Source organism: Gemmatimonadaceae bacterium (genome assembly GCA_019752115.1).
Classification (GTDB): domain Bacteria; phylum Gemmatimonadota; class Gemmatimonadetes; order Gemmatimonadales; family Gemmatimonadaceae; genus Gemmatimonas.
On the sequence record JAIEMN010000063.1, the window covers coordinates 1 to 19203 of the forward strand.

Below are 19203 nucleotides of genomic sequence, written 5' to 3' on the forward strand. Positions count from 1 at the left end.
GCGGCCGGCGCCGGCGGGGGGCGTACCGGCGCCACCGGCCGGCGCATCCGGCGCCGCGGCGCTCTGGAGATAGATCAGCCCCGGGCCGACCGGATTCCACTGGAAGTTGCGACGGCCGAGGGAATCGCCCGCCGGCGGCGCGCCAAACGCGGGCGCCGCGTCGTCACCGCCGCGGCCGCCTTCGCGGAGCGGATTGTTGGCGAGCGTGGCGAGCACCTTGCCACTCGCATCCCACAGCTCCTGCACACTGCCGAAGTTCGTGACCGGCACGAGATACGAGAACGGCTCGGTCATGCGCGTCACGCGCAGATAGGCGCCGTCGTACGCCGCATCGATGTCGCGCACCATTGTGGGCGCGCCGACAGGCTTCACGGCCTTGGTCTTCACATCGACGAGCGCGACCTGACCAGTGGTGTAGTACTTGAGCTGCGCCTTCTCGTGCACATCCTGCAGCAGCGAGAAGTGCACCGGCTGCGGCACCGCGCGCGAGTCGGTCAGGCGCACCTGCGGGCCATCTTCCACATCGCCGTCGCCGTGCGTGGGCGCGGCGCCGCGGTTGGCGGGCACGAGCACCGCGACGAGGTTCTTGCCGTCGCCCGTCCACGCCAGGTCGGTGACCAGCGTGGCGAGCAGCGGGCGTTCGGAGAGCCGTACCGACTTGCCCGTGGCGACATCCGCCACGTACGCGTAGCTGGCCGCGGGGAAGTTGGCGATGAACGCCACGTGGGTGCCCTTGGGCGACCACACCGGCGACGACAGCGTGGCGCCCGCCGGCACCTGCAGCTCTCGGGTCGATCCGGTGTGCGGATCGACGAGCTGCAATCCGGTGCGCGTGCTCGTGGTCACGCTGCGATTGCGGTTGGCCTTGGTATCGACCTGCAGGCCACCGAGCCAGATGTGCGGCGCGCCATACGCCTTGATGTCCCCACGATCCGCGCCCGAGGCCCGCAGGAAATACTTCCGGTCGGGGCTCGGGTTGGTGAACGAGATATCGACGCGCGGCGTCATGATCATCCGTTCGATGTTCGCCGGCGGCTTCACGAACTTTTCGGTGCGGAGAATCGCCTGCGGATCCCACGCCGCCGGGGCGGCATTCTGGGCGGCGAGCGGTGACGCGAGGGTCGCGAGCAGCGCGAGGGGGAGGGCGCGCTGGCGGGACGAGAGGGACATGAGAGGGGGCTCCGGGGTTGGGCGGGGACGTACGAGGGAATGTACGGCCGACTCTTGCGGGGGGTTGGGGTGGTGGGGGCTTCGGCGGGAGACTGCGCGCTTCGGACGGGAACCCCTGAGAGGTCAGGGGGGAGAACGTCAGGGGGACGAGCTCAGGACTGCCCAAGGCGACGCTGTCCTGACTCCTCCCCCCTGACGTTCTGCCCCCTGACCTCTCGGGGGTGACGAATCCGCCACCCGCTCGGATCTGACCGTAAGTTCCTCCCCTATGAACCGTCGCCACTTCCTCCTCCTCTCCGGTGCGGCCCTTGCCGCCCGGCGCCTTTCGGCGGCCTCGCTCGCGAGCGCCGGCAAACTCGATCGCATTGGCCTCGAGCTCTACGCCGTGCGCAAGGCGATGCGCGCGGACCCCGAGCGCACCCTCGCCGCGATCCGCGCGATCGGCTACACCGATGTGGAGCTTCTCTGGAGCTTCAAGAACTTCGATCGCTCGGTGAAGCAGGTGAAGGACGCCCTCAAGCAGACCGGCCTCAAGGCGCCGTCGGCGCACATGGCGCCAGAAACGATTCTCTCCGGCTGGGAGGGCAAGCTCGCCGAGGCGAAGGAGCTGGGGCATCAGTATCTGATCGTGCCCAGTCTGCCGAGCGAGGCGAATACGTCGATCGCGGCGTGGAAGCTGTGGGCCCAGCGCTTCAACGCGGCCGGTGAGGAGGCGCGCCGTGCCGGCATCTGGCTCGCGCTGCACAACGAGCCCAATCACGAGAAGAAGCTCCAGGGCGAGCACCCGCTCGAGGTGTTCCTCGCCGAGACCGATCCCAAGTATGTCCGCTTCCAGCTCGACGTCGGCAACATGATCGCCGGCGGTGGCGACCCGATGGCATTCTTTGCGAAGCACAAGGATCGGTGCTGGAGCTTTCACATCAAGGACATCGTGCCGGGTACGGCGAAGGACACCGAGCTGGGGAAGGGCTCGTTTGACCTGAAATCGTTCCTGTCGCAGGTGCCGGATTTGGGGAAGAAGCCGTGTTATGTGGAGCAGGAGGGGCCGGTGGACGAAATGGCCAGTGCGAAGGCGAACTTTGAGTACTTGAAAGGGCTGAGCTGGTAGAACGAACGGCGGAACCCCCGAGAGCTCAGGCGGGAGAACGTCAGGGGGAGAGCTCAGGACCGCGTGCAGTCCTGAGCTCTCCCCCCTGAAATTCTTCCCCCTGAGCTCTCGGGGGTTCCGCTGTTCACCTACCAGTCGGTCTCGCGATAATCCTTGAGAAACTTGCCCCAGATGTGCTCCCCGGTATTAATCCCATCGATAATGGGGTCCACAATCCGCGCCGCCCCGTCCACGATATCGAGCGGCGGATGGAAGCGGTGCTCTTCCACCTTGCGCGCGGCGATGTGCACGGGGTCTTCATCCGTCACCCAGCCCGTGTCCACGGCATTCATGTGAATGCCGTCGTGCCAGTAGTCGGCGGCTGAGGTGCGCGTCATCATGTTGAGCGCGGCCTTGGCCATGTTCGTGTGCGGGTGGCGTGTCGTCTTGAACTTCCGGTAGAACTGCCCTTCCACCGCGCTCACGTTCACGATGTGCTTGTCGCGGTTTGGCGTGCGCAGCATGAGCGGCTTGAGGCGCGCATTGATGAGGAATGGCGCCACCGCGTTCACCAGCTGCACTTCCAGCAGTTCCACGCTCGGCACTTCGTGCATCAGCAGACGCCACGAGTTGCGCTCGCGGAGATCGACCTGCTGGAGATCCTGGTCGAGCCGCCCCTCGGGGAAGAGGTGCGCGTTGTCCTGATGCTCGTCGGCCAGGAGCGCTACCTGACTCAGCTCGGCGGCATGCGTGATGCCCGCGACGCGCTCGAGTTCACGGGGCAGGGTGGCCGGCGTGAGCATCTCGTCTTCGCGCTTGACGCCGGCTTCGGGGAGCATGTGATAACCGCGCACCCCTTCGTACGCCCCCAGGAGCTTGCGCGCGTTGGCGGGCATGTCGGCGAGCGAGGCGCGCTCGAGGTCCATCATGTGCTTGTAGAAGTCGGGCGGGCGCCGGACGGTCTGACAGGCATTGTTCACGATGAAGTCGAGGCGCTCGTGCGTCTCCATCAGGTGATGACAGAACGCTTCGACGCTGGGCGTGTGGCGCAGGTCGAGCCCGAAGATCTCGAGGCGATGCCCCCACTGTTCGAAATCGGGCTCGCTGGCGTAGCGCTGCGCCGAGTCGCGCGGGAAGCGCGTGGTGACGATGAGGTGCGCGCCGGCGCGCAGCAGCTTGATGCCGGCCTGATAGCCGATCTTGACGCGGCCACCGGTGAGCAGCGCGACACGCCCGGTCAGATCGGCCAGCTCGGTGCGCTTCCGATAGTTGAACTCGGCGCACGTCGGGCACAGCTGATCGTAGAAGTGGTGGATGACCGTGTACTCCTGCTTGCACACGTAGCAGTGCTGCGCCTCGAGCGCCTCGCGGAACTCGGGCTCGTCCACCGTGATCTGGTCGTCCGACCCGGGCGGCAGGTAGTTCGGCGTCGTGAAGACCGTCTGGCGACGCAGGCGGCGGATCCCCGTCTCCTGCAGCTGGTTCTCGGCTTCCTTGAGCTTCTCCGTCCGCTCGGCCTTCTTCTGCCGCTTGGTCGCCTTCACCATCTGCCGGCGCAGGATCGCATCCGGGCGCGAGACCTCGCCGGCGGCCTTGAGCAGACGCGTGCGCTGGTCTTCGGGGATCGCGAGAAGGTTCGCGCGGTCGGCCGCCAGGCGCTCAAGGAGCGCCGTGGCGGCGGCGATTTCGGAGGGGGTGAGGTCGGGCGTGTCGGACATAGCCTTGAAAGATAGCTAGGTCCGGGAGGGGAGCAGGTTTGTGACTCGTTAACCCCCAACCCTAAGACCCCAAACCCCAAACTGATCAGTTTGGGGTTTGGGGTCTTAGGGTTGGGGGTTCTTGGGTTACTCCCCGAATGCGTCCCCCGGATTCCTCGGCAGGCGCCAGTACCACCAGTGCACATCCTTGTCCCAGTGCTCGGCCGCCGCATTGTCGGGGCCCCAGACGCAGCCGCCGGCGGGGTAGGATGCCTTCACGAAGCGGGCGTCGAGCTCGGCGAGCTCCGCGCTGGGTGGGTGCTGCGCGAGCTCGTGGCGCACATCGAGATCGTTCAGATAATCATCGAAGGTGAGCGGGTACCCACGCTCGACATCTTCCACCGTGCGGGCCCAGCTGGCGAGCAATTCGTCGTGCCGATGTTCGAGCGTCATGGCGAGTGGGGCGGGGCTCAGCGTGGGACGCGGCGGGCCTGACGGCGGAAGTAGTCCTCGCCGTCATTGGGTTTGAAGAACGTGCGGATCGTGCCGTCGGGGTCGTACGCAATGAAGGCGCCGGTCTTCTTGTCGAAGCGGTTCACGACGCCGTCGAGGGGGCGGACGAGTTCGAGGATGTCGGGACCGGCCGGCGCATCGCGCAGGGCCTGGGCCATGGCCAGATACGCCTCCTTCGTCGGCGCATCGAACTCCTGACCGTGCTTGGCAAAGTGCTCGGCGAGGCGCTCGGCGTTACGAAATCCGACGGTCGCGCCTCGCGAGGGCGCGTTGGCGGTGGATGTGGCGGCTGGCGCCGCCTCGGTTGGATTCGCGGAGGCGGCGCCTTCGGCGGCCGCCGCGGAGGGGGACTCGGCGGGGCGGCGTGGGTTGCAGACCAGCCACGTCGCGGCCACGAAGGCCAGGAACGCGAACACGAAGGAGCGGGTGGCGCGATTCATGGCCACAACCCTACGAGTCCCAACGGCTGGGCACAACCGGCCACGCCGCTGGGTCGGCGACACATATTTCAGTCATGAGCATTGTCAAAGCGCTGGTGGAGCTGCTCGAGCTCGAGCAGCTCGAGATGAACATCTATCGCGGACAGAACCGCGACCTTGGCACCGGGCGCGTGTACGGCGGGCAGGTGTTTGCCCAGGCGCTGGTGGCGGCGCGGCGCACGGTGAGCGAGCCGCGCGAGGCGCACTCGGTGCACGGGTACTTCCTGCGCGCCGGCGACCTCAAGGCGCCCATCGTGTTCTTTGTCGATCGCCCGCGCGACGGCGGCACGTTCACCTCGCGCCGCGTCACCGCCATTCAGCATGGCGAGGCGATCTTCCATCTCTCGGCGAGCTTCCAGATCAGCGAGCCCGGGCTGGACCATCAGGCGTGGCCCATGCCGGACGTCCCCGATCCGGATTCGCTCAAGCCCGAGCTCGAGCAGATCCGCGAAAAGGCCGAGCGCTTGCCGCCCGAGCTGCGCGAGGTGCTCACGCAGGACCGGCCGATCGACTTCCGCAGCAGCCACTCGCACGTGCCCGGCAGCGAGCATGGCGAACCGCAGCGTTTCGCGTGGTTCCGCGTGCAGGACACGCTCCCGGACGACCTGATCACGCATCAGGCCGTGCTCGCGTACGCCAGCGATTACGGGCTGCTGCCGACGTCGCTGCTGCCGCATGGGGTGTCCTATCGCGACCCGCGACTGCAGCTGGCGAGCCTCGACCACACCCTCTGGATGCATCGCCCCTTCCGCGCCGACGAGTGGCTGTTGTACGTGATGGACAGCCCCACCGCCGCCGGCGCCCGCGGGTTCACCAGAGGTCAGGTGTACACCAAGCAGGGCCAGCTTGTGGCGAGCGTCGCGCAAGAGGGCCTCATCCGCCTTCGGTAGTCCGACGTCCCGCGCCCTGTAGTCTGACGTCAGCGCCCGCGGGACGAGCGCCCGTGCAGGCCGAGGTCTCCCGGCTTCGGAATCGCCGCAGGCGATTGCCGAACCCGGGAGACGCGGCCGAAACGGGCGTTCGTCCCACGGGCGCTTGCTCAGCCCACCCCCAACGCGCAGCTTCGCCGAGAGCCACGACCACAAGGAGACGAGCCAGGTGGGCACGAGAGACCCGCGCGTCGACGCGTACATCCAGAAGAGCCAACCCTTTGCGCAGGAGATCCTGTCGTACCTCCGGGAGCTCGTGCACGTAACCGTCCCCGACGTACAGGAGACGATGAAGTGGAGTTTCCCCCACTTCGACTACAAGGGGATCTTCTGCTCGATGGCCAGCTTCAAGGCGCACTGCGCGTTCGGCTTCTGGTTGCAGAAGGAGGTCGTGGGCGAGGTGGCCGAGGAAGGGATGGGGAGCTTCGGCAAGATCACGAGCATCAAGGACCTGCCCAGCAAGACCAAGCTCAAGGCGTATCTCAAGAAGGCCAAGGCGCTCAACGACGACGGCGTGAAGCGCGCGGCGCCGATGCAGAAGAAGCCGAGCGCCGCGAAGCCCATCGAGATCCCGCCGGCGTTCGCGAAGGCGCTGGCCCGGCATCCGCAGTCCAGAAAGCACTTCGACGCCATGAGCCCCTCGCATCGCCGGGAGTACTGCGAGTGGATCGCCGGAGCCAAGCAGGAGGCCACGCGCGAACGACGCATCGAGAAGGCGATCGAGCAGCTGGCCGAAGGGAAGTCGCAGAACTGGAAGTACGAATCGAAGCAGGCGTAGCAGACCCAATCCAGGACGGACAATGAACCGAGTGCGAGTGTGGGCGAGTGTGTGGCTGATGGCGGCGGCGATGGCGGCGCGCGCGCTGCCGGCGCAGCCGGTGCAACCGCTGCGGGGGGTGGTCTATGACTCCCTGGCGCGGAAGCCGCTGGTGGATGCGACCGTCCGCGTGAGCGGTGCCGCCGCGTTCGCCAGAACCGACGACAAGGGGCGCTTTCGCTTTGACAGCGTGCCCACGGGCCAGGTGGAGCTGTCGGTGGAGCACCCGATGCTCGATTCGCTCGGACTCTACGAGCTGGCGGCCCGCGTGCCGCACGATGGGAAGAAGGAGCATAAGCTCGGTGTCCCCAGCATGGCGACGTTGAGCCGTGCGATCTGCGGGCGTGAGCTGCCGCTCGACAGCGCGATCGTATACGGCACGGTGAAGACACCGGAGAGTAAGCCTGCGCGCGAGGCCGACGTGGTGATCTCGTGGATGGGCGTCAGCCGCACCGCCGGCGGCAAGCTCGGCCAACAGCGGCTGTCGTACGTGACGAAGACCGATTCGCTCGGGCGCTATGTCGCGTGCGGGTTGCCGGCCGACGAGCCCTACACGTTCCTCTCGCGCGGATACGGGGCGGACACCGTGACGACGTTGGCGCTGCAGCTGCCCGCGCGCAGCACGCCGATCCTGCGGCAGGAGCTGATGTTGAGCGCGCCCGTCGTGGCGACACGCACCGATTCGACCAACCCCGACGCGCCTGCACGCAGCAAGCCGACTGGCCCGACCGGCGTGGTGCGCGGCACCGTGCTCGGGCAGAGTGGTGAGCCGGTGCCCAACACGCGCGTGGCGATCGCCGATATCGCTGACGTGCGCACGGATTCCGCCGGGCGCTTCCTCATGCTCGATGTGCCCACGGGGTCCCGGCAGCTCGAAGCGGTGGCGGTGGGGCGCAGCCCGGCGTCGCAGTTGATCACCGTCAAGTCGCAGGACACGGTGGCGGTCACCCTCACGCTCGAGCGCGTGACCACACTGAAGGAAGTGCGCACCGAGGCCACGGTGCTCACCGAGTTCACGCGCGGCTTCGAAGAGCGTAAGAAGACCGGGCTGGGCAAGTACCGCGACTCCACGGAGATCGCCAACTCACCGTCGCTGGTGGCGTCGCTGTCATCGATCCCCAGTGTGACCGCACGCACGGGCCGCGGTGGCATTCCGCTCGTGCTCCTACCGAAGATCGCGAGCATTACCGGCGGCGTGGGGCAGTGTGTCGCCCGGCTGTACGTCGATGGCCGTCCCGACGCATGGGAGCGCGTCGCCGGGCTCGACCCCAAGGAGATTGCGTGGATGGAAGTCTACGTGCGCGCGGCGCTGCTGCCGGCTGAGTTTCAGGTGACGACCATCGGTGATGCCTGCGGCGTCGTCAGCCTCGTCACCAAGGCGCGGGTGGCCAAGTAAGTGCGCAACCGGCGACGTCTGCTGCTGGCGGCGGCGCTCCTGCTCGGCGCTGTGTCGCGCGCCCAGGGGCAGGACGCCGCGCCGCCACGCGCGGAGCCGCCGCGCGCGGAACCGCTGCGGGGCGTCGTCTTTGATTCCCTCGCCCGCAAGCCGCTCGCCGACGCGATGGTGCGCATCGTGGGCACCTCAGCGCTGGCGAAGACCGACGACAAGGGGCGCTTCCGCTTCGACAGTGTGACCACGGGACCGGTAGGACTGCAGGTCGAGCATCCCATGCTCGACTCGATCGGTCTCTATGAGCTTACGGCGCGCGTGGCGCACGATGGCCGTACCGAGGCGCGCGTGGCGGTGCCGAGCTTTGCCACCATGACCCGCGCGGTGTGCGGGCGAGCCGTCGCGGGCGACAGCGCGATGGTGTACGGCACGCTGCTCACGCCGCAGTCGGCGCCGGCGGCCAATGCGCCGGTGCGCTTCAGCTGGCTGAGCGTGCGCGTCGCTGGGAGCACCATCGCGCCGCGGCAGATGCACTACGACACCCACACCGACTCGCTCGGCCGCTTCGCCGCCTGCGCCCTTCCGTACGATGAGCCGGTGGAGTTCACCGCTCACGACGCGCGCAACGACGGCTGGACGCTGACGATGCCCATCCCGGCGCAGCATGCCCGCATTCTGCGGCAGGAGCTGATGCTGTCGGTGACGGCCGATGTCCGGGCGCTGACCGAGGGGGATGTGCTGGGCGTGCGCCCCACGCGCGGCCCGCGCAGCGTGGTGCGTGGGGCGGTGCAGGGTACCGATGGGCAGCCGGTGCCCAATGCGGTGGTCTATGTCGGCACCCTCGCCGAGCTGCGCGCCGATTCCAGCGGGCGCTTCTTTGCCCCCGACATCCCTGTGGGCTCGCACCGGATCGAAGCCTTCGCCGTGGGGCGTATGCCCCGGTCGCGTGTCGCCAATGTGCGCGTCGGCGACACGGCGAACGTGGTGCTCACGCTGGATCGCGTCACCGCGCTCGGGATCGTGCGCACGCAAGCCACCACCGCGAGTGCGCTGGTGCTCGGCTTCGAAGAACGGAAGCGGCAGGGGTTCGGCTATGCGCGCGACTCCCTGGAGCTCGCCCGCATGCCGAGTCTGATGGCAGCGATGTCGACCGTGCCGAGCGTTGTGGCTCGTACGGGGCGCGGCGGTATTCCCATCGTGCTGTTGCCGGCGCCGAAGGGCGGGCAGTGCGAGGCTCGCCTGTTCGTCGATGGCCGCCCCGACACCTGGGATCGCGTCGCCTCGATGATCCCCAAGGATCTGGCGTGGATGGAGATCTACCCACGCTGGGTGTTGCAGCCGATGGAGTTTCAGGCGCCGATGACGGCGTGTGGGTCGGTCAATCTCGTGACCAAGTGGCGCGTCAACCCCTGAGCTGATCGTCGATCAGCGACCCTGACGTACGAAGTCGGTGATCTGCTGCACGAACGTGGCCGTCTGACTGGGTGCCACGATGCGCCCCGCGATCACGTGCCCGTCTTCGCCCGCGGTGGGCACCACGAGCTGCTGCCGCACCGGCACGTTGGTGGCCTGGCGTGCGCGCGCGACCCATGCGTCGGTGCGGGCGGCGTCCACCACCTGATCGTCGTGGTTGTTGAACACGAGCGTGGGCACGACGAAGGTGGTGAAGTATGCGCTGCGGACGCGCTCCACCAGCGCCTGCATAGGGAAGAGCGCGGTGCTGGGATACGACACGGTCCAGTAGCGCGTCTGCTCGTCGTTGCGCGCCTTCCAGGTGCGCTGCGGAATGAAGCGCGGCAGGATCACCTGCGCCCACGGCAGGGTGAGCGCTTCGGCGGCGCGATCCTTGGGTCCGAAATTGGGGGAGATCAACACGAGGCGCGCGAGGCCGCGCTGCTGCTCCGGCGGTTGGGTGGCCAACCAGACCGCGAGCGTCCCGCCGGTGGAGGTGCCAATCACGAGCACCGAATCCCCCAGTCGCTGCGCAATCGCGAAGGCTTCCTGCGTGTCGGCCAGCCAATCCTGCGCCGTCACGTGCGCGAGCGAGTCACCGGGGAGACCATGCCCGCGGAGGCGCGTCTCGAACAGGTTGGCACCAAGGGCGCGCGCCACCTCGGCCGACACCGGCGCCGTTTCCTGCCGCGTGGCCGAAAAGCCGTGCAGGTAGATCACGCTCCATGGCGTGCGCGCCGGATTGGCCGAGTCGGCAAACGTGATGTGCTTGGCGACGTTGGCATCGGTGACGCCCGCTTTCGCCTCACGCTCGGCCAGCCATGCCGGCAGCGCGGTCAACTCCTTTGGCAGGGTCGGCGGGGTCGCCGGCATGGCGACGCGCGGGCGCGGGCCGAGGACCACCACCGCAAAGAGGAGAGCTACCGCTGTCAGCCACGTTCTGCGTGTCATGCCTGAAAAGTAACTGCCGCAAAGGATCACGAAGAGCCAGAAGGCCACGAAGCAGTCAGTGCTTCGTGGCCTTCAGATCCTTCGTGTCCTCAGTTCGGCTGTTTCACAGCGCGCTACTTGAGCATCGCCTTGAAGAAGGCGAGGCTCTTGGCCCACGCGTCGTTCGCGGCCTTCTCGTTGTAGGCCGTGCCGGTCGGGTTCGCGAAGGCGTGTGCGGCATCCTCGTACACGCTGAGGCGCATCGCGCCGCCCTGCTTGGTGATGGCCGCGTTCATGGCCTTCACGCTGTCCACCGGGATGCCCGTGTCCTTGCCGCCGAAGAGGCCGAGGACCGGCGCCTTGAGGCGGGCGAGCTGCTTCGGGTCGGTGATGGGCGCGCCGTAGTAGATCACGACCGCGTTGACATCCTTGCCGCCGGCGAGGCCCGTGCGGAGCGACCAGTGGCCGCCGAAGCAGTAGCCCACCGAGCCCACGCTCGTCGCGCCGTTCTTGCGCAGGTAGGCGACGGCCGCGGCAACGTTCGCTTCGCCGCCGGCGATGTCGGCCATGCCGGCCTGATAGAGCTTCATGGCCTCATCGGGCTTGGTCGCGACCTTGCCGTCGAACAGGTCCACGGCGAGCACCGTGTAGCCTTCGCCGGCGTAGCGATCGGCCATGCTCTTGATGTTGTCGTTGAGCCCCCACCACTCATGCACCATCACGATGGCCGGTCCGGCCTTGGCGGCCTTCGGCTTGGCGAGATAGCCCTTGAGCGTCTTGCCGCCCACGGTGCCGTAGGTCACGGTCTCACCAGTGGCGACGGCGAGGCGCGGGGCAATCTTGGCGCCCGGCGACGCGACCGCCATGTCATGCGCGTGTTCACGCGCCATTTCGTTGGCGTAGGTGGGCTGCTGCTGCGCGCCGGCCGAGGTGGCGGCAGCGAACGCGGACACGAGGCCCAGCGTGCGGAGAATCGAACGGGTCATGGTCTCAGGCGAAGAAGGCGGAGCAGGGTCGTTACACCGCGCCGATGGCGCGGGCGAGAATCTGCGGGTCGATGTTGCCACCCGTGGTGACAACGAGGGTGGTGCGGTCACGGGTTTCCACCTTATGGTGCAGCAGCGCCGCCAGCGCGGCCGCGCCGCCGGGCTCGACCACGATCTTGAGCTCGCGCACGGCAAAGGCGATGGCAGCCAGCACCTCGTCGTCGGTCACGCGCAACCCGGCCCCGACGCGCGGCTGGTTGATGCTGAAGGTGAATTCACCGGGCATCTCGGTCACGATGGCATCGCAGATCGAGCGCTTGCCCGGTTCGTTGGCCACCCGGTGCCCTAGTTCGAGTGAGCGGGCCGTGTCATCGAACTCGGCGGGTTCGCAGGGGTGCACCTTGGTGGTCGGCGACACCGCTTCGGCGGCCAGCGCGCAGCCGGCGGTCAGCCCGCCTCCTCCGCAGCAGACGAGGAAGGTGTCGGGAGTGACGCCCATCGCGCGTGCCTGTTCGAGTGCTTCGAGGGCGATGGTGCCCTGACCGGCCACGATGTGCGGATCTTCAAACGGGGGCACGACCACGCTGCCGCGTTCGGCGGCGATTTTACCGCCAATCGCCACCCGGTCTTCGGTCCAGCGGTCGTAGAGCACCACTTCGGCGCCAAAGGCGCGGGTGCGCTCGATCTTGAGCGGCGGCGCGTCCTTGGGCATCACGATGACCGAGCGCATGCCGAGCAGGGTGGCGCTGTAGGCCACCGCCTGCGCATGGTTGCCGGATGAATAGGCCACGACGCCCCGCGTGCGCTCCTCGGCGGAGAGCTGCAGCAGGCGATTGAGCGCCCCGCGCAGCTTGAAGGAGCCAGTGTGCTGCAGCACCTCGGTCTTGAGCAGCACGCGCCCGCCGGCCACGGCGTCGAGCGCCGGCGAGGAGAGCAGCGGCGTCACGGCCGCGTAGGGACGAATGCGATCCGCGGCGGCGCGGATGTCGGCGATGGTCGGGGCGATGAGGGCACTCATGTCCATAAGATCCCGCCGGGGACAATCCGGCGGAAGCGGTCGCCTTGTCCCAGCGTCTTGGGGCGGTTAGCCGTTGTCTCACGATGCTCCCGCCGTCCATTCGCTCCCTCGCCGCCGCCCTGCTGGTCGCGGCCGTTGCGCCACGTGCGCAGGCCCAGTCCACGGCGCCGCCGGTGGACTTCCGCGTCACCCGCAGCCCGGTGAACATCCGGCTCGACGGCAAGCTCGACGAAGCGGCCTGGTTCTCGGCCGACTCGATCACCGACTTTCGCCAGCGCGATCCCCAGGAGGGGGCGCCCGGCAGCGAACGGACGGTGGTGCGCGTGCTGGCGACGCCGGCGGGGCTCGCGGTGGGGTGGTGGTGCTACGACCGCGAACCGGCGCGCATCGTGCGCTCGCAGTTGCGTCGCGACGCCGAGTTGCGACCGGATGACTACGTGTCGCTGGGCGTGGACGGCCTGCACGACAAGCGCAGTGGCTTCTACTTCCGGGCCAACGCCAACGGCGCGTTGTGGGACGGCGAGCACATCGATTTCGAAAGCGGCAACGAAAGCTGGGATGGCATCTGGGACGTGCGCAGCCGCGTCACCGCCGACGGCTATGTCGTGGAGATGCTCGTCCCGTGGGCCACGCTGCGCTACGCGGACGGCGACAGCCTGATGGGGATGAACTTCCGTCGCTTCATGCCGCGGAAGAATGAGGAGGTGCTGTGGCGCGCGTGGAAGCGGACCGAGGGGTTTCGCTTTCTCGAGAAGGAAGGGCTGGTCGGCGGTTTCGCCGATTTACCGCGCCGCCCACTGGTGGAGGCGCGTCCGTATGTGTCGAGTGAGCTCAAGCTCCCGGAGCGGCGCTTCTTCACGGGAACGGGCGATACGCTGCTGGCGCGCGGCACGCAGGATGCCAACATCGGGCTCGATCTCAAGCTGCCCATCGGGAACACGCTCACGGCGGACGTCACCGTCAATCCCGACTTTGCACAGGCAGAGGTGGACCGTCAGGTCGTCAATCTGTCGCGCTTTCCGCTGTTCTTTCCGGAACAGCGGCCGTTTTTCACGGAAGGATCGGCGATCTTCGACTTTGGCCGCCGGCAGCAGACGCAGATGTTCTACTCCCGTCGCATCGGCCTCGGACGTGATGGACGCCCGGTCAACATTCCGGTTGGGCTCCGGATGCAGGGGCGGATTGGCGGGGAGCAGGTGGGGTTGCTGGCGGTGCGGACCGGTGGCGCGGAAGACGCCACGGCCGCCGTGCTGCGGATCAAGCACGATGTGCTCGGGCGCGGCTACGTCGGGGCGATGACCACGCTCGCCGCGCAGGATGGGCGGTCAGGTAGTGTGGCCGGCGGCGTCGACTTCTCGTTGCCCTACATCGTACAAGGCGGGCAGAACCTGGTGGTGTTAGGCAACGCCGCCTGGAGTCAGGATTCATCGGGCGCGCCGGTGGGTGGCCACTACCGTCTCATGGTGGACTATCCGAATGACAACGCCGACATCGTCATGCGTTTCGATCGCGTGGACTCCGCGTACAATCCCACGCTCGGTTTCGTGCAGCAGCGGGGGATCTACCGGTTTGGCGGCAGCACGTCACTCACGCCACGTCCGCGGCGCAAGAGCCGCATCCGGCGTTATGAGTTCGATCTGCTGACCTACAACGTGGTCTGGGGACTCGACTGGCGGCCCAACAACGCGTCGCTGGAGGTGAAGCCGCTGGGGTTGCAGTTCCAGACCGGCGATCGCTTTGAGTTCAATCTCCAGCGCCGCTTCGATGCGCCCACGGAGGCCTTTGAGCTCATCGATGGGGCCACGATCCGCCCGGGTGCGTACTGGTGGAATCGCGCCGAGCTGCAGTACACCACCACCGATGCGAGAGCGATCCGTCTCGATGCGACGGTGAGCGCCGGTGAGTTCTACACCGGTCGCTCGGCGCAGGCCTCACTGGGGCTGCGCTTCCGCCGCACGCCGCACACGCTCGCGACGGTGGATCTGTCGCGCGAAGCCGTCACGCTGGGCGCGGCGCGCTTCACGGCAAACGTCGTGCGCGTCCGGTCGGACTACGCCTTCAGCCCGCGGCTCAACGCCACGCTCTTCGCGCAGTGGGACAACCAGTCGAACCGCGCGTCCGTCAATTCCCGCGTGCGCTGGACGGTCACCCCGGGGAGCGATCTCTACGTGGTGTGGAATTCCAACTGGCCCACCGGGCTCGATCGCCCCATCCCGTGGAGCCGCCCGTCGCGCGGCGGGTTGGTGGCGAAATACGTGTACTTCTTCCGCGGGTAAGAAACCCGGGGGCGACGCAGGGCCCCCGAGGGTACGCCACCGAACCGTTACGGGGCGTCGTCGGCTTCGTTACGCCACCGACGCCGAGCCGTCACACACTGCTCCGATGCTTGGGGACCCGTCTTTCCCCCCTCTCGGAGCAAGCATGTCTCACACGCGTCGTCTGTCGACTTTCGCGTCCCTGACGTTGGCGCCGCTCATGGCGCTGCCCCTCGTTGCGCTGCCGCTCGGCGCCCAGCAGCCCGCTGCCAAGCGCGACACCGCGCAACGGCTCACCACGATGAAGGTGACCGGCGTGACCGGGCGCGGCAGTGCCCGCGCCGCCGCCGCCATCGACAGCACCACCCTCAAGTCCGCCGCCCCCGGGACGAGCGCCCTCAAGGTCATCGAGCGCCTCCCCGGCGTGAACATGCAGTCGGTGGATGGGTTCGGCATGTACGAGTGGTCCAATCGCATCACCATGCGCGGCTTCCAGACGCAGCAGATTGGCCAGACGATGGACGGTATTCCGCTCGGCGACATGTCGTACGGCAACTTCAATGGTCTCGGCGTTGGCCGCGCGGTCGATGCGACCAACCTCGCTTCGACCGCGGTGACCCAGGGAACGGGCAGCCTCGGCACGGCCAGCGGCAACAACCTTGGTGGCGTGGTGCAGTACGCGAGCGCCGATGCGGCTGCCCGGCCGACGTTCCTGCTGCAGCAGATGGGCGGCCAGAACAGCGCGCGTCGGACCACGCTGCGCTATGACCTCGGCCTCAAGCAGTTCGGCAACAACGGCTTCAACGGCTTCCTCTCGGTCTCGCGCTTCGACACGGACAAGTGGAAGGGCGGTGGCACGCGGTTCTCCAGCTTCCCAGGCGAGCAGAACCTGCTGTTCGGCCAGAACGGCTTTTTGGGCGGCGCGGGCCAGACCTGGCATGAGCAGGTCAACCTGAAGGGTACGCTGTTCCTGGGGGGCAACAAGATCACCGCGTTCTACAACTACGCGAATCGCAAGGAGGCCGACTACATGGACCTCTCGCTGGGCGTGTTCAACAAGTCGGTGCAGGCCCCGGGGGTCGCGTTCGGTCCGATGTTCGACTACTTCACCGACTGGGCCACGTCGAAACAGTTCGCCGAGCTCAGCACCAGGAGCTACAACCCGCTGACCGACGCCGCGTACTACAGCTCGGCCCAGGGCGCGCGTCTCGATCACCTCGCCTATCTCAAGGGTGAGTTCCGTCTGAATGACGCGGTTCGTCTCGAGGTGCAGCCGTACTTCCACATCAACCGCGGCGGGGGCGACTGGCATGCGCCCAGCTACGGCGCGAGCTACAGTCCCGATCCGATCATGTTCCGCCAGACGCAGTACAAGGCGAACCGGGGCGGCGTGCTGGGCAAGCTCACGTCATCATTCATGGTCGGCGATGTGTCGAACGCGCTGGAAATGGGGACGTGGATCGAGACCAACAACTCGAGCAACCGCCGTCCGCGCTGGCGCCTCAAGAACTATGCGGCCGGACCCGACGTGGACTTCAACAACGTCCTGCGTCTCGACTACGATCGCACGGCGGACATTACCACCACGATGTTCTACGCGCAGAACACGAGCCGCCTGCTCGAGAACAAGCTCACGCTGACGTATGGGGCGAAGTACCTCTACGTGGGGGCCGACTTCAAGAACAACGGCAACACGCCAACCAATGGCGTGATCGCCCCGATCTTTGCCGATCCGGCGCGCCCGTCGCTCTCGGCGCCGACGAAGGGCGGCATCCTGCCGCAGGTCGGCGCGGTGTATCAGGCGAGCGCGACCGAGGAGCTGTTCGTCAACTGGTCGGAGAACGTCAATCAGTTCCCGAACAGCCCGGCGGGCGGTGTGTACAACGCGTCGCCGGCGACCTTCGACTACTTCAAGAGCAAGTCGAAGAACGAACGGGCGACCACGATTGAAGGCGGTGTCCGCACGCGTCGTGGTCGTATCGAGGCGGGGCTGACGGGCTACGTCATCGATTACCGCAACCGCCTGCTGGGGATCGCGCTTTGCCCGGCGACCGTCACGTGTGCGACCGGGTTCGGCAATGTCGGCACGGTCAACACGAGCGGTGTTGAGGGCGTACTGAACGCCGATCTGACCAATGGCTTCCGCCTGTACGCATCGGCCTCGCTCAACAACTCGACCTTTGGCTCGAACTATCGCACCAACGAGAACGATCCGACCACCGAAGTGCAGACCAAGGGCAAGACCGTGCAGGACGCCCCGAAGCAGTTGCTGAATGCCTCGCTTTCGTACAGCAAGGCCAAGTTCAGCGGTTCGCTGGGCGGGCGGTTTGTGAGCGAGCGCTACTTCACCTACACGAACGACCTCAACACCGCGGGTGACGGCGCCGGCAAGGTGCCGAGCTACTTCGTGTCGGATGCGTCGCTGCGCTACGACTTTGGCCGCGTGGGCGCGCTCCGTGGGCTCGAGGCGCAGCTCAACCTGAACAACCTGTTCGACAAGCGGTACATCGCCACCATGGGCTCGAACGGGTACACCGCCCGCGGTGACAACCAGACGCTGCTGACCGGCGCCCCGCGCCAGTTGTTCCTGACGCTCAGCACCCGCTTCTAGTCGCGGTCGGCAGGGCAATGACCAACTGACAATGCTGCAGGAGGGACGGTCCATGGGGCACGGGCCGTGGAGTGGCGGCAGTCACTGCGTGAGGGCGCGGTGGCTGCCGCCGTGCGTTGGGGATTGTAACGAGCCGTGACGCCACCACGGTTGCTGCGGTCCGGGATATGCCGCCATCCCGACCATGCGCCCATTCGCCCCGCTCCTCGCCCTCGCGCTGCTCACGCCTCGCCCATCTGTCGCCCAGACTGCGGCGCCCGGAGAGGCCGCCGCATTGACGGTGCTGGCAGCGCAGGGACAGCTCGCGGAGGCGTTGCAACGGACGCATCGTGGACGTTCCGCGACACTACCACCGTTCTATCGCACCGTGCTCGCGTCGGTCGAGCGGAACCTGGGCTTGCGCTGGCGTGGCCCCTTGCCGCGCGCCGTTGTGGCCGATGCGATCCCCGATGCCGTGGCGTGCGATGGCGCCCGATGCGACGGTCGCCTCGAAAGCCTGCGGCTAATTGACGGCGCGGACAGCGTGGTCGCCGTGGTAGTGGTGCTCGCGGATCATTCGCTGCTGGACGAGCGCGTCTGGGCGCACGAACTGACGCATGCGCTCCTCATGCAGCACGGGCTCATTGCCGAGAGTGTTCGACACGATCCCCGCTGGTTCCCGCGCGCCCTCCTCGCGCAGCGCTGAGCCCGCGCGCGGGCGCGTTTGGGCCCGATATCCGCATGCGGATACGCGAACTCACCGCTCAGTCCGCGTATGACTTTCCGCTACAGCGCGCCCAGCAAAGCCTGATCGACGCGCGGCAAATCCCTGCTAACGTGCACGCACAACCGTTTCACTCAGCGCGAAGACGCGCAGGAGGGTTGTATGTCCACACTCATGCGGAGAGTGCCAAGCCCGGTCTCGAGCGACGACATGTTCTCCGGGGTGATGCGCCGTCTGTTCAACGAACCGTTCCTGTCCACCAGCCCCCCGATCTCGTCGTGGGTGCCGGCCATGGAAGTGTCGGAGACGACGGACGCGATGATCCTCACGGCGGAACTGCCGGGGATCGAGGAGAAGAACCTCAAGGTCACGATCGAGAACAACGTCCTCACGATCGCCGGGGAGAAGGAGCAGGCGATCAACGACAGTCCGCCGGCGAAAAATTTCTATCTGGCGGAGCGGTTCTACGGCGCGTTCCAGCGCGCGCTGTCGCTGCCGCGCACGGTGGATGTGGAGCATGTGAAGGCCGAGTTCGACAAGGGCGTGCTGACGATCACCCTGCCCAAGGTGCCGCAGGCGAAGGGGCGCGTGATCGAGGTGTCGCATCGGTGAGCGATGCCTGAGGGCGCGGGGAGCGCTCCGGGCAGGCATCTGCTCCCGGTCACCTGTCTGGGACGCTGAGTAGGCCGCGCAGGTCGTGGGCCTGGTCGACGAAGACGGCGATGCGATGCGCCGACTTCGTCACCAGGCCCATGATGCGCACAGGTACCGGCTCGCGCAGCGTCAGCAGCAGCGCGGGTTCCGATGGGCCGGTGACATTCACGTACCCGTCGGCCTCGGCGGTGCCTTTCTGCGGCAGGTTCGTCCACGATGCCTTCACGACGTCCAGAATGAGCGCCCGCGGAATGGCGACGTGCGCCATGCGACCCGCGTGAATCTCGACCGTGTCGTCACTGACGGTCACGCGGCCGCCGGCGAGCGAGCCGAAGAGTCGCCACATCTGCACGAAGGCGAGCACGCCCACGACTTCCATGGGATACGCGATCCACGGATAGCGGGCGGCGAGCACCAGATGCAGCACCACGGCCTCCACCACGCTCGCCATGCCGATGCCGATCAGCAGGATGTTTGGCTGCGCGCCGCGCATGGTGAAGGTCTGCATCGCG

Annotated in this window: 17 protein-coding genes; 9 read left to right on the forward strand and 8 right to left on the reverse strand. The window is 67.3% G+C overall.

From position 1 onward, the window contains the following. Positions 1-1170, reverse strand: a 1170-nt coding sequence (locus K2R93_20205; protein ID MBY0492174.1) for a hypothetical protein, incomplete at its 3' end; no start/stop codon positions are given. A 268-nt stretch (positions 1171-1438) separates the two neighbouring features. Between K2R93_20205 and K2R93_20210 the strand changes: the two genes are divergently transcribed. Next, positions 1439-2278 (forward strand): sugar phosphate isomerase/epimerase, encoded by an 840-nt coding sequence (locus K2R93_20210; protein MBY0492175.1) that lies wholly within the window; start codon positions 1439-1441, stop codon positions 2276-2278. Between the two features lie 128 nt (positions 2279-2406). On the opposite strand, the gene K2R93_20215 is transcribed toward K2R93_20210, so the two are convergent. The 3 genes from K2R93_20215 to K2R93_20225 form a co-directional block, all read right to left on the reverse strand. Continuing rightward, positions 2407-3975, reverse strand: a complete 1569-nt coding sequence (locus K2R93_20215) for an SDR family oxidoreductase (protein ID MBY0492176.1) — start codon at positions 3973-3975, stop codon at positions 2407-2409. A 126-nt stretch (positions 3976-4101) separates the two neighbouring features. Further along, positions 4102-4407 (reverse strand): hypothetical protein, encoded by a 306-nt coding sequence (locus K2R93_20220; GenBank protein MBY0492177.1) that lies wholly within the window; start codon positions 4405-4407, stop codon positions 4102-4104. Positions 4408-4424: 17 nt separating this feature from the next. Next, complete coding sequence (locus K2R93_20225; GenBank protein MBY0492178.1) at positions 4425-4907, reverse strand: hypothetical protein; 483 nt, start codon at positions 4905-4907, stop codon at positions 4425-4427. A 74-nt stretch (positions 4908-4981) separates the two neighbouring features. On the opposite strand from K2R93_20225, the gene K2R93_20230 reads away from it, so the two are divergent. The 4 genes from K2R93_20230 to K2R93_20245 all read left to right on the forward strand — a co-directional run bounded on the left by K2R93_20230 (position 4982) and on the right by K2R93_20245 (position 9495). Then, on the forward strand, positions 4982-5836 hold the full coding sequence (locus K2R93_20230; protein ID MBY0492179.1) for an acyl-CoA thioesterase II: 855 nt from the start codon (positions 4982-4984) through the stop codon (positions 5834-5836). Positions 5837-6044: 208 nt separating this feature from the next. Beyond that, positions 6045-6653: a YdeI/OmpD-associated family protein gene (locus K2R93_20235; protein ID MBY0492180.1), complete on the forward strand. Its 609-nt coding sequence runs from the start codon at positions 6045-6047 to the stop codon at positions 6651-6653. 22 nt (positions 6654-6675) lie between these two features. Next, entirely contained in the window at positions 6676-8088 is a 1413-nt protein-coding gene (locus K2R93_20240) for a carboxypeptidase-like regulatory domain-containing protein (protein MBY0492181.1), read from the forward strand. After that, complete coding sequence (locus K2R93_20245; protein ID MBY0492182.1) at positions 8089-9495, forward strand: carboxypeptidase regulatory-like domain-containing protein; 1407 nt, start codon at positions 8089-8091, stop codon at positions 9493-9495. A 12-nt stretch (positions 9496-9507) separates the two neighbouring features. Here K2R93_20245 and K2R93_20250 read toward each other — a convergent pair whose 3' ends face one another. The 3 genes from K2R93_20250 to K2R93_20260 form a co-directional block, all read right to left on the reverse strand. Continuing rightward, on the reverse strand, positions 9508-10485 hold the full coding sequence (locus K2R93_20250; GenBank protein MBY0492183.1) for an alpha/beta hydrolase: 978 nt from the start codon (positions 10483-10485) through the stop codon (positions 9508-9510). A gap of 113 nt (positions 10486-10598) precedes the next feature. Continuing rightward, complete coding sequence (locus K2R93_20255; GenBank protein MBY0492184.1) at positions 10599-11450, reverse strand: dienelactone hydrolase family protein; 852 nt, start codon at positions 11448-11450, stop codon at positions 10599-10601. Positions 11451-11481: 31 nt separating this feature from the next. Then, on the reverse strand, positions 11482-12474 hold the full coding sequence (locus K2R93_20260; protein MBY0492185.1) for a threonine/serine dehydratase: 993 nt from the start codon (positions 12472-12474) through the stop codon (positions 11482-11484). A 77-nt stretch (positions 12475-12551) separates the two neighbouring features. Here K2R93_20260 and K2R93_20265 point away from each other — a divergent pair, with 77 nt between their 5' ends. From K2R93_20265 to K2R93_20280, 4 genes are all read left to right on the forward strand, one after another. Continuing rightward, positions 12552-14744 carry a carbohydrate binding family 9 domain-containing protein gene (locus K2R93_20265; protein MBY0492186.1) on the forward strand — a complete coding sequence of 731 codons (2193 nt, stop codon included), beginning with the start codon at positions 12552-12554 and terminating at the stop codon, positions 14742-14744. A 145-nt stretch (positions 14745-14889) separates the two neighbouring features. After that, entirely contained in the window at positions 14890-17334 is a 2445-nt protein-coding gene (locus K2R93_20270; protein MBY0492187.1) for a TonB-dependent receptor, read from the forward strand. A 184-nt stretch (positions 17335-17518) separates the two neighbouring features. After that, entirely contained in the window at positions 17519-18019 is a 501-nt protein-coding gene (locus tag K2R93_20275) for a hypothetical protein (GenBank protein ID MBY0492188.1), read from the forward strand. Positions 18020-18199: 180 nt separating this feature from the next. After that, entirely contained in the window at positions 18200-18649 is a 450-nt protein-coding gene (locus tag K2R93_20280; protein MBY0492189.1) for an Hsp20/alpha crystallin family protein, read from the forward strand. Between the two features lie 49 nt (positions 18650-18698). Here K2R93_20280 and K2R93_20285 read toward each other — a convergent pair whose 3' ends face one another. Continuing rightward, positions 18699-19199, reverse strand: coding sequence for a hypothetical protein (locus K2R93_20285; protein ID MBY0492190.1), 501 nt, complete (start codon positions 19197-19199; stop codon positions 18699-18701). Positions 19200-19203: the final 4 nt, after the last annotated feature.

Excerpts from the sequence above, each read along its gene's own strand:
- K2R93_20210 (MBY0492175.1), top strand. The coding sequence starts at position 1,439 with ATGAACCGTCGCCACTTCCTCCTCCTCTCCGGTGCGGCCCTTGCCGCC.
- K2R93_20215 (MBY0492176.1), bottom strand. The coding sequence starts at position 3,975 with ATGTCCGACACGCCCGACCTCACCCCCTCCGAAATCGCCGCCGCCACG.
- K2R93_20220 (MBY0492177.1), bottom strand. The coding sequence starts at position 4,407 with ATGACGCTCGAACATCGGCACGACGAATTGCTCGCCAGCTGGGCCCGC.
- K2R93_20225 (MBY0492178.1), bottom strand. The coding sequence starts at position 4,907 with ATGAATCGCGCCACCCGCTCCTTCGTGTTCGCGTTCCTGGCCTTCGTG.
- K2R93_20230 (MBY0492179.1), top strand. The coding sequence starts at position 4,982 with ATGAGCATTGTCAAAGCGCTGGTGGAGCTGCTCGAGCTCGAGCAGCTC.
- K2R93_20240 (MBY0492181.1), top strand. The coding sequence starts at position 6,676 with ATGAACCGAGTGCGAGTGTGGGCGAGTGTGTGGCTGATGGCGGCGGCG.
- K2R93_20250 (MBY0492183.1), bottom strand. The coding sequence starts at position 10,485 with ATGACACGCAGAACGTGGCTGACAGCGGTAGCTCTCCTCTTTGCGGTG.
- K2R93_20255 (MBY0492184.1), bottom strand. The coding sequence starts at position 11,450 with ATGACCCGTTCGATTCTCCGCACGCTGGGCCTCGTGTCCGCGTTCGCT.
- K2R93_20260 (MBY0492185.1), bottom strand. The coding sequence starts at position 12,474 with ATGGACATGAGTGCCCTCATCGCCCCGACCATCGCCGACATCCGCGCC.
- K2R93_20265 (MBY0492186.1), top strand. The coding sequence starts at position 12,552 with ATGCTCCCGCCGTCCATTCGCTCCCTCGCCGCCGCCCTGCTGGTCGCG.
- K2R93_20270 (MBY0492187.1), top strand. The coding sequence starts at position 14,890 with ATGTCTCACACGCGTCGTCTGTCGACTTTCGCGTCCCTGACGTTGGCG.
- K2R93_20275 (MBY0492188.1), top strand. The coding sequence starts at position 17,519 with ATGCGCCCATTCGCCCCGCTCCTCGCCCTCGCGCTGCTCACGCCTCGC.
- K2R93_20280 (MBY0492189.1), top strand. The coding sequence starts at position 18,200 with ATGTCCACACTCATGCGGAGAGTGCCAAGCCCGGTCTCGAGCGACGAC.
- K2R93_20285 (MBY0492190.1), bottom strand. The coding sequence starts at position 19,199 with ATGCAGACCTTCACCATGCGCGGCGCGCAGCCAAACATCCTGCTGATC.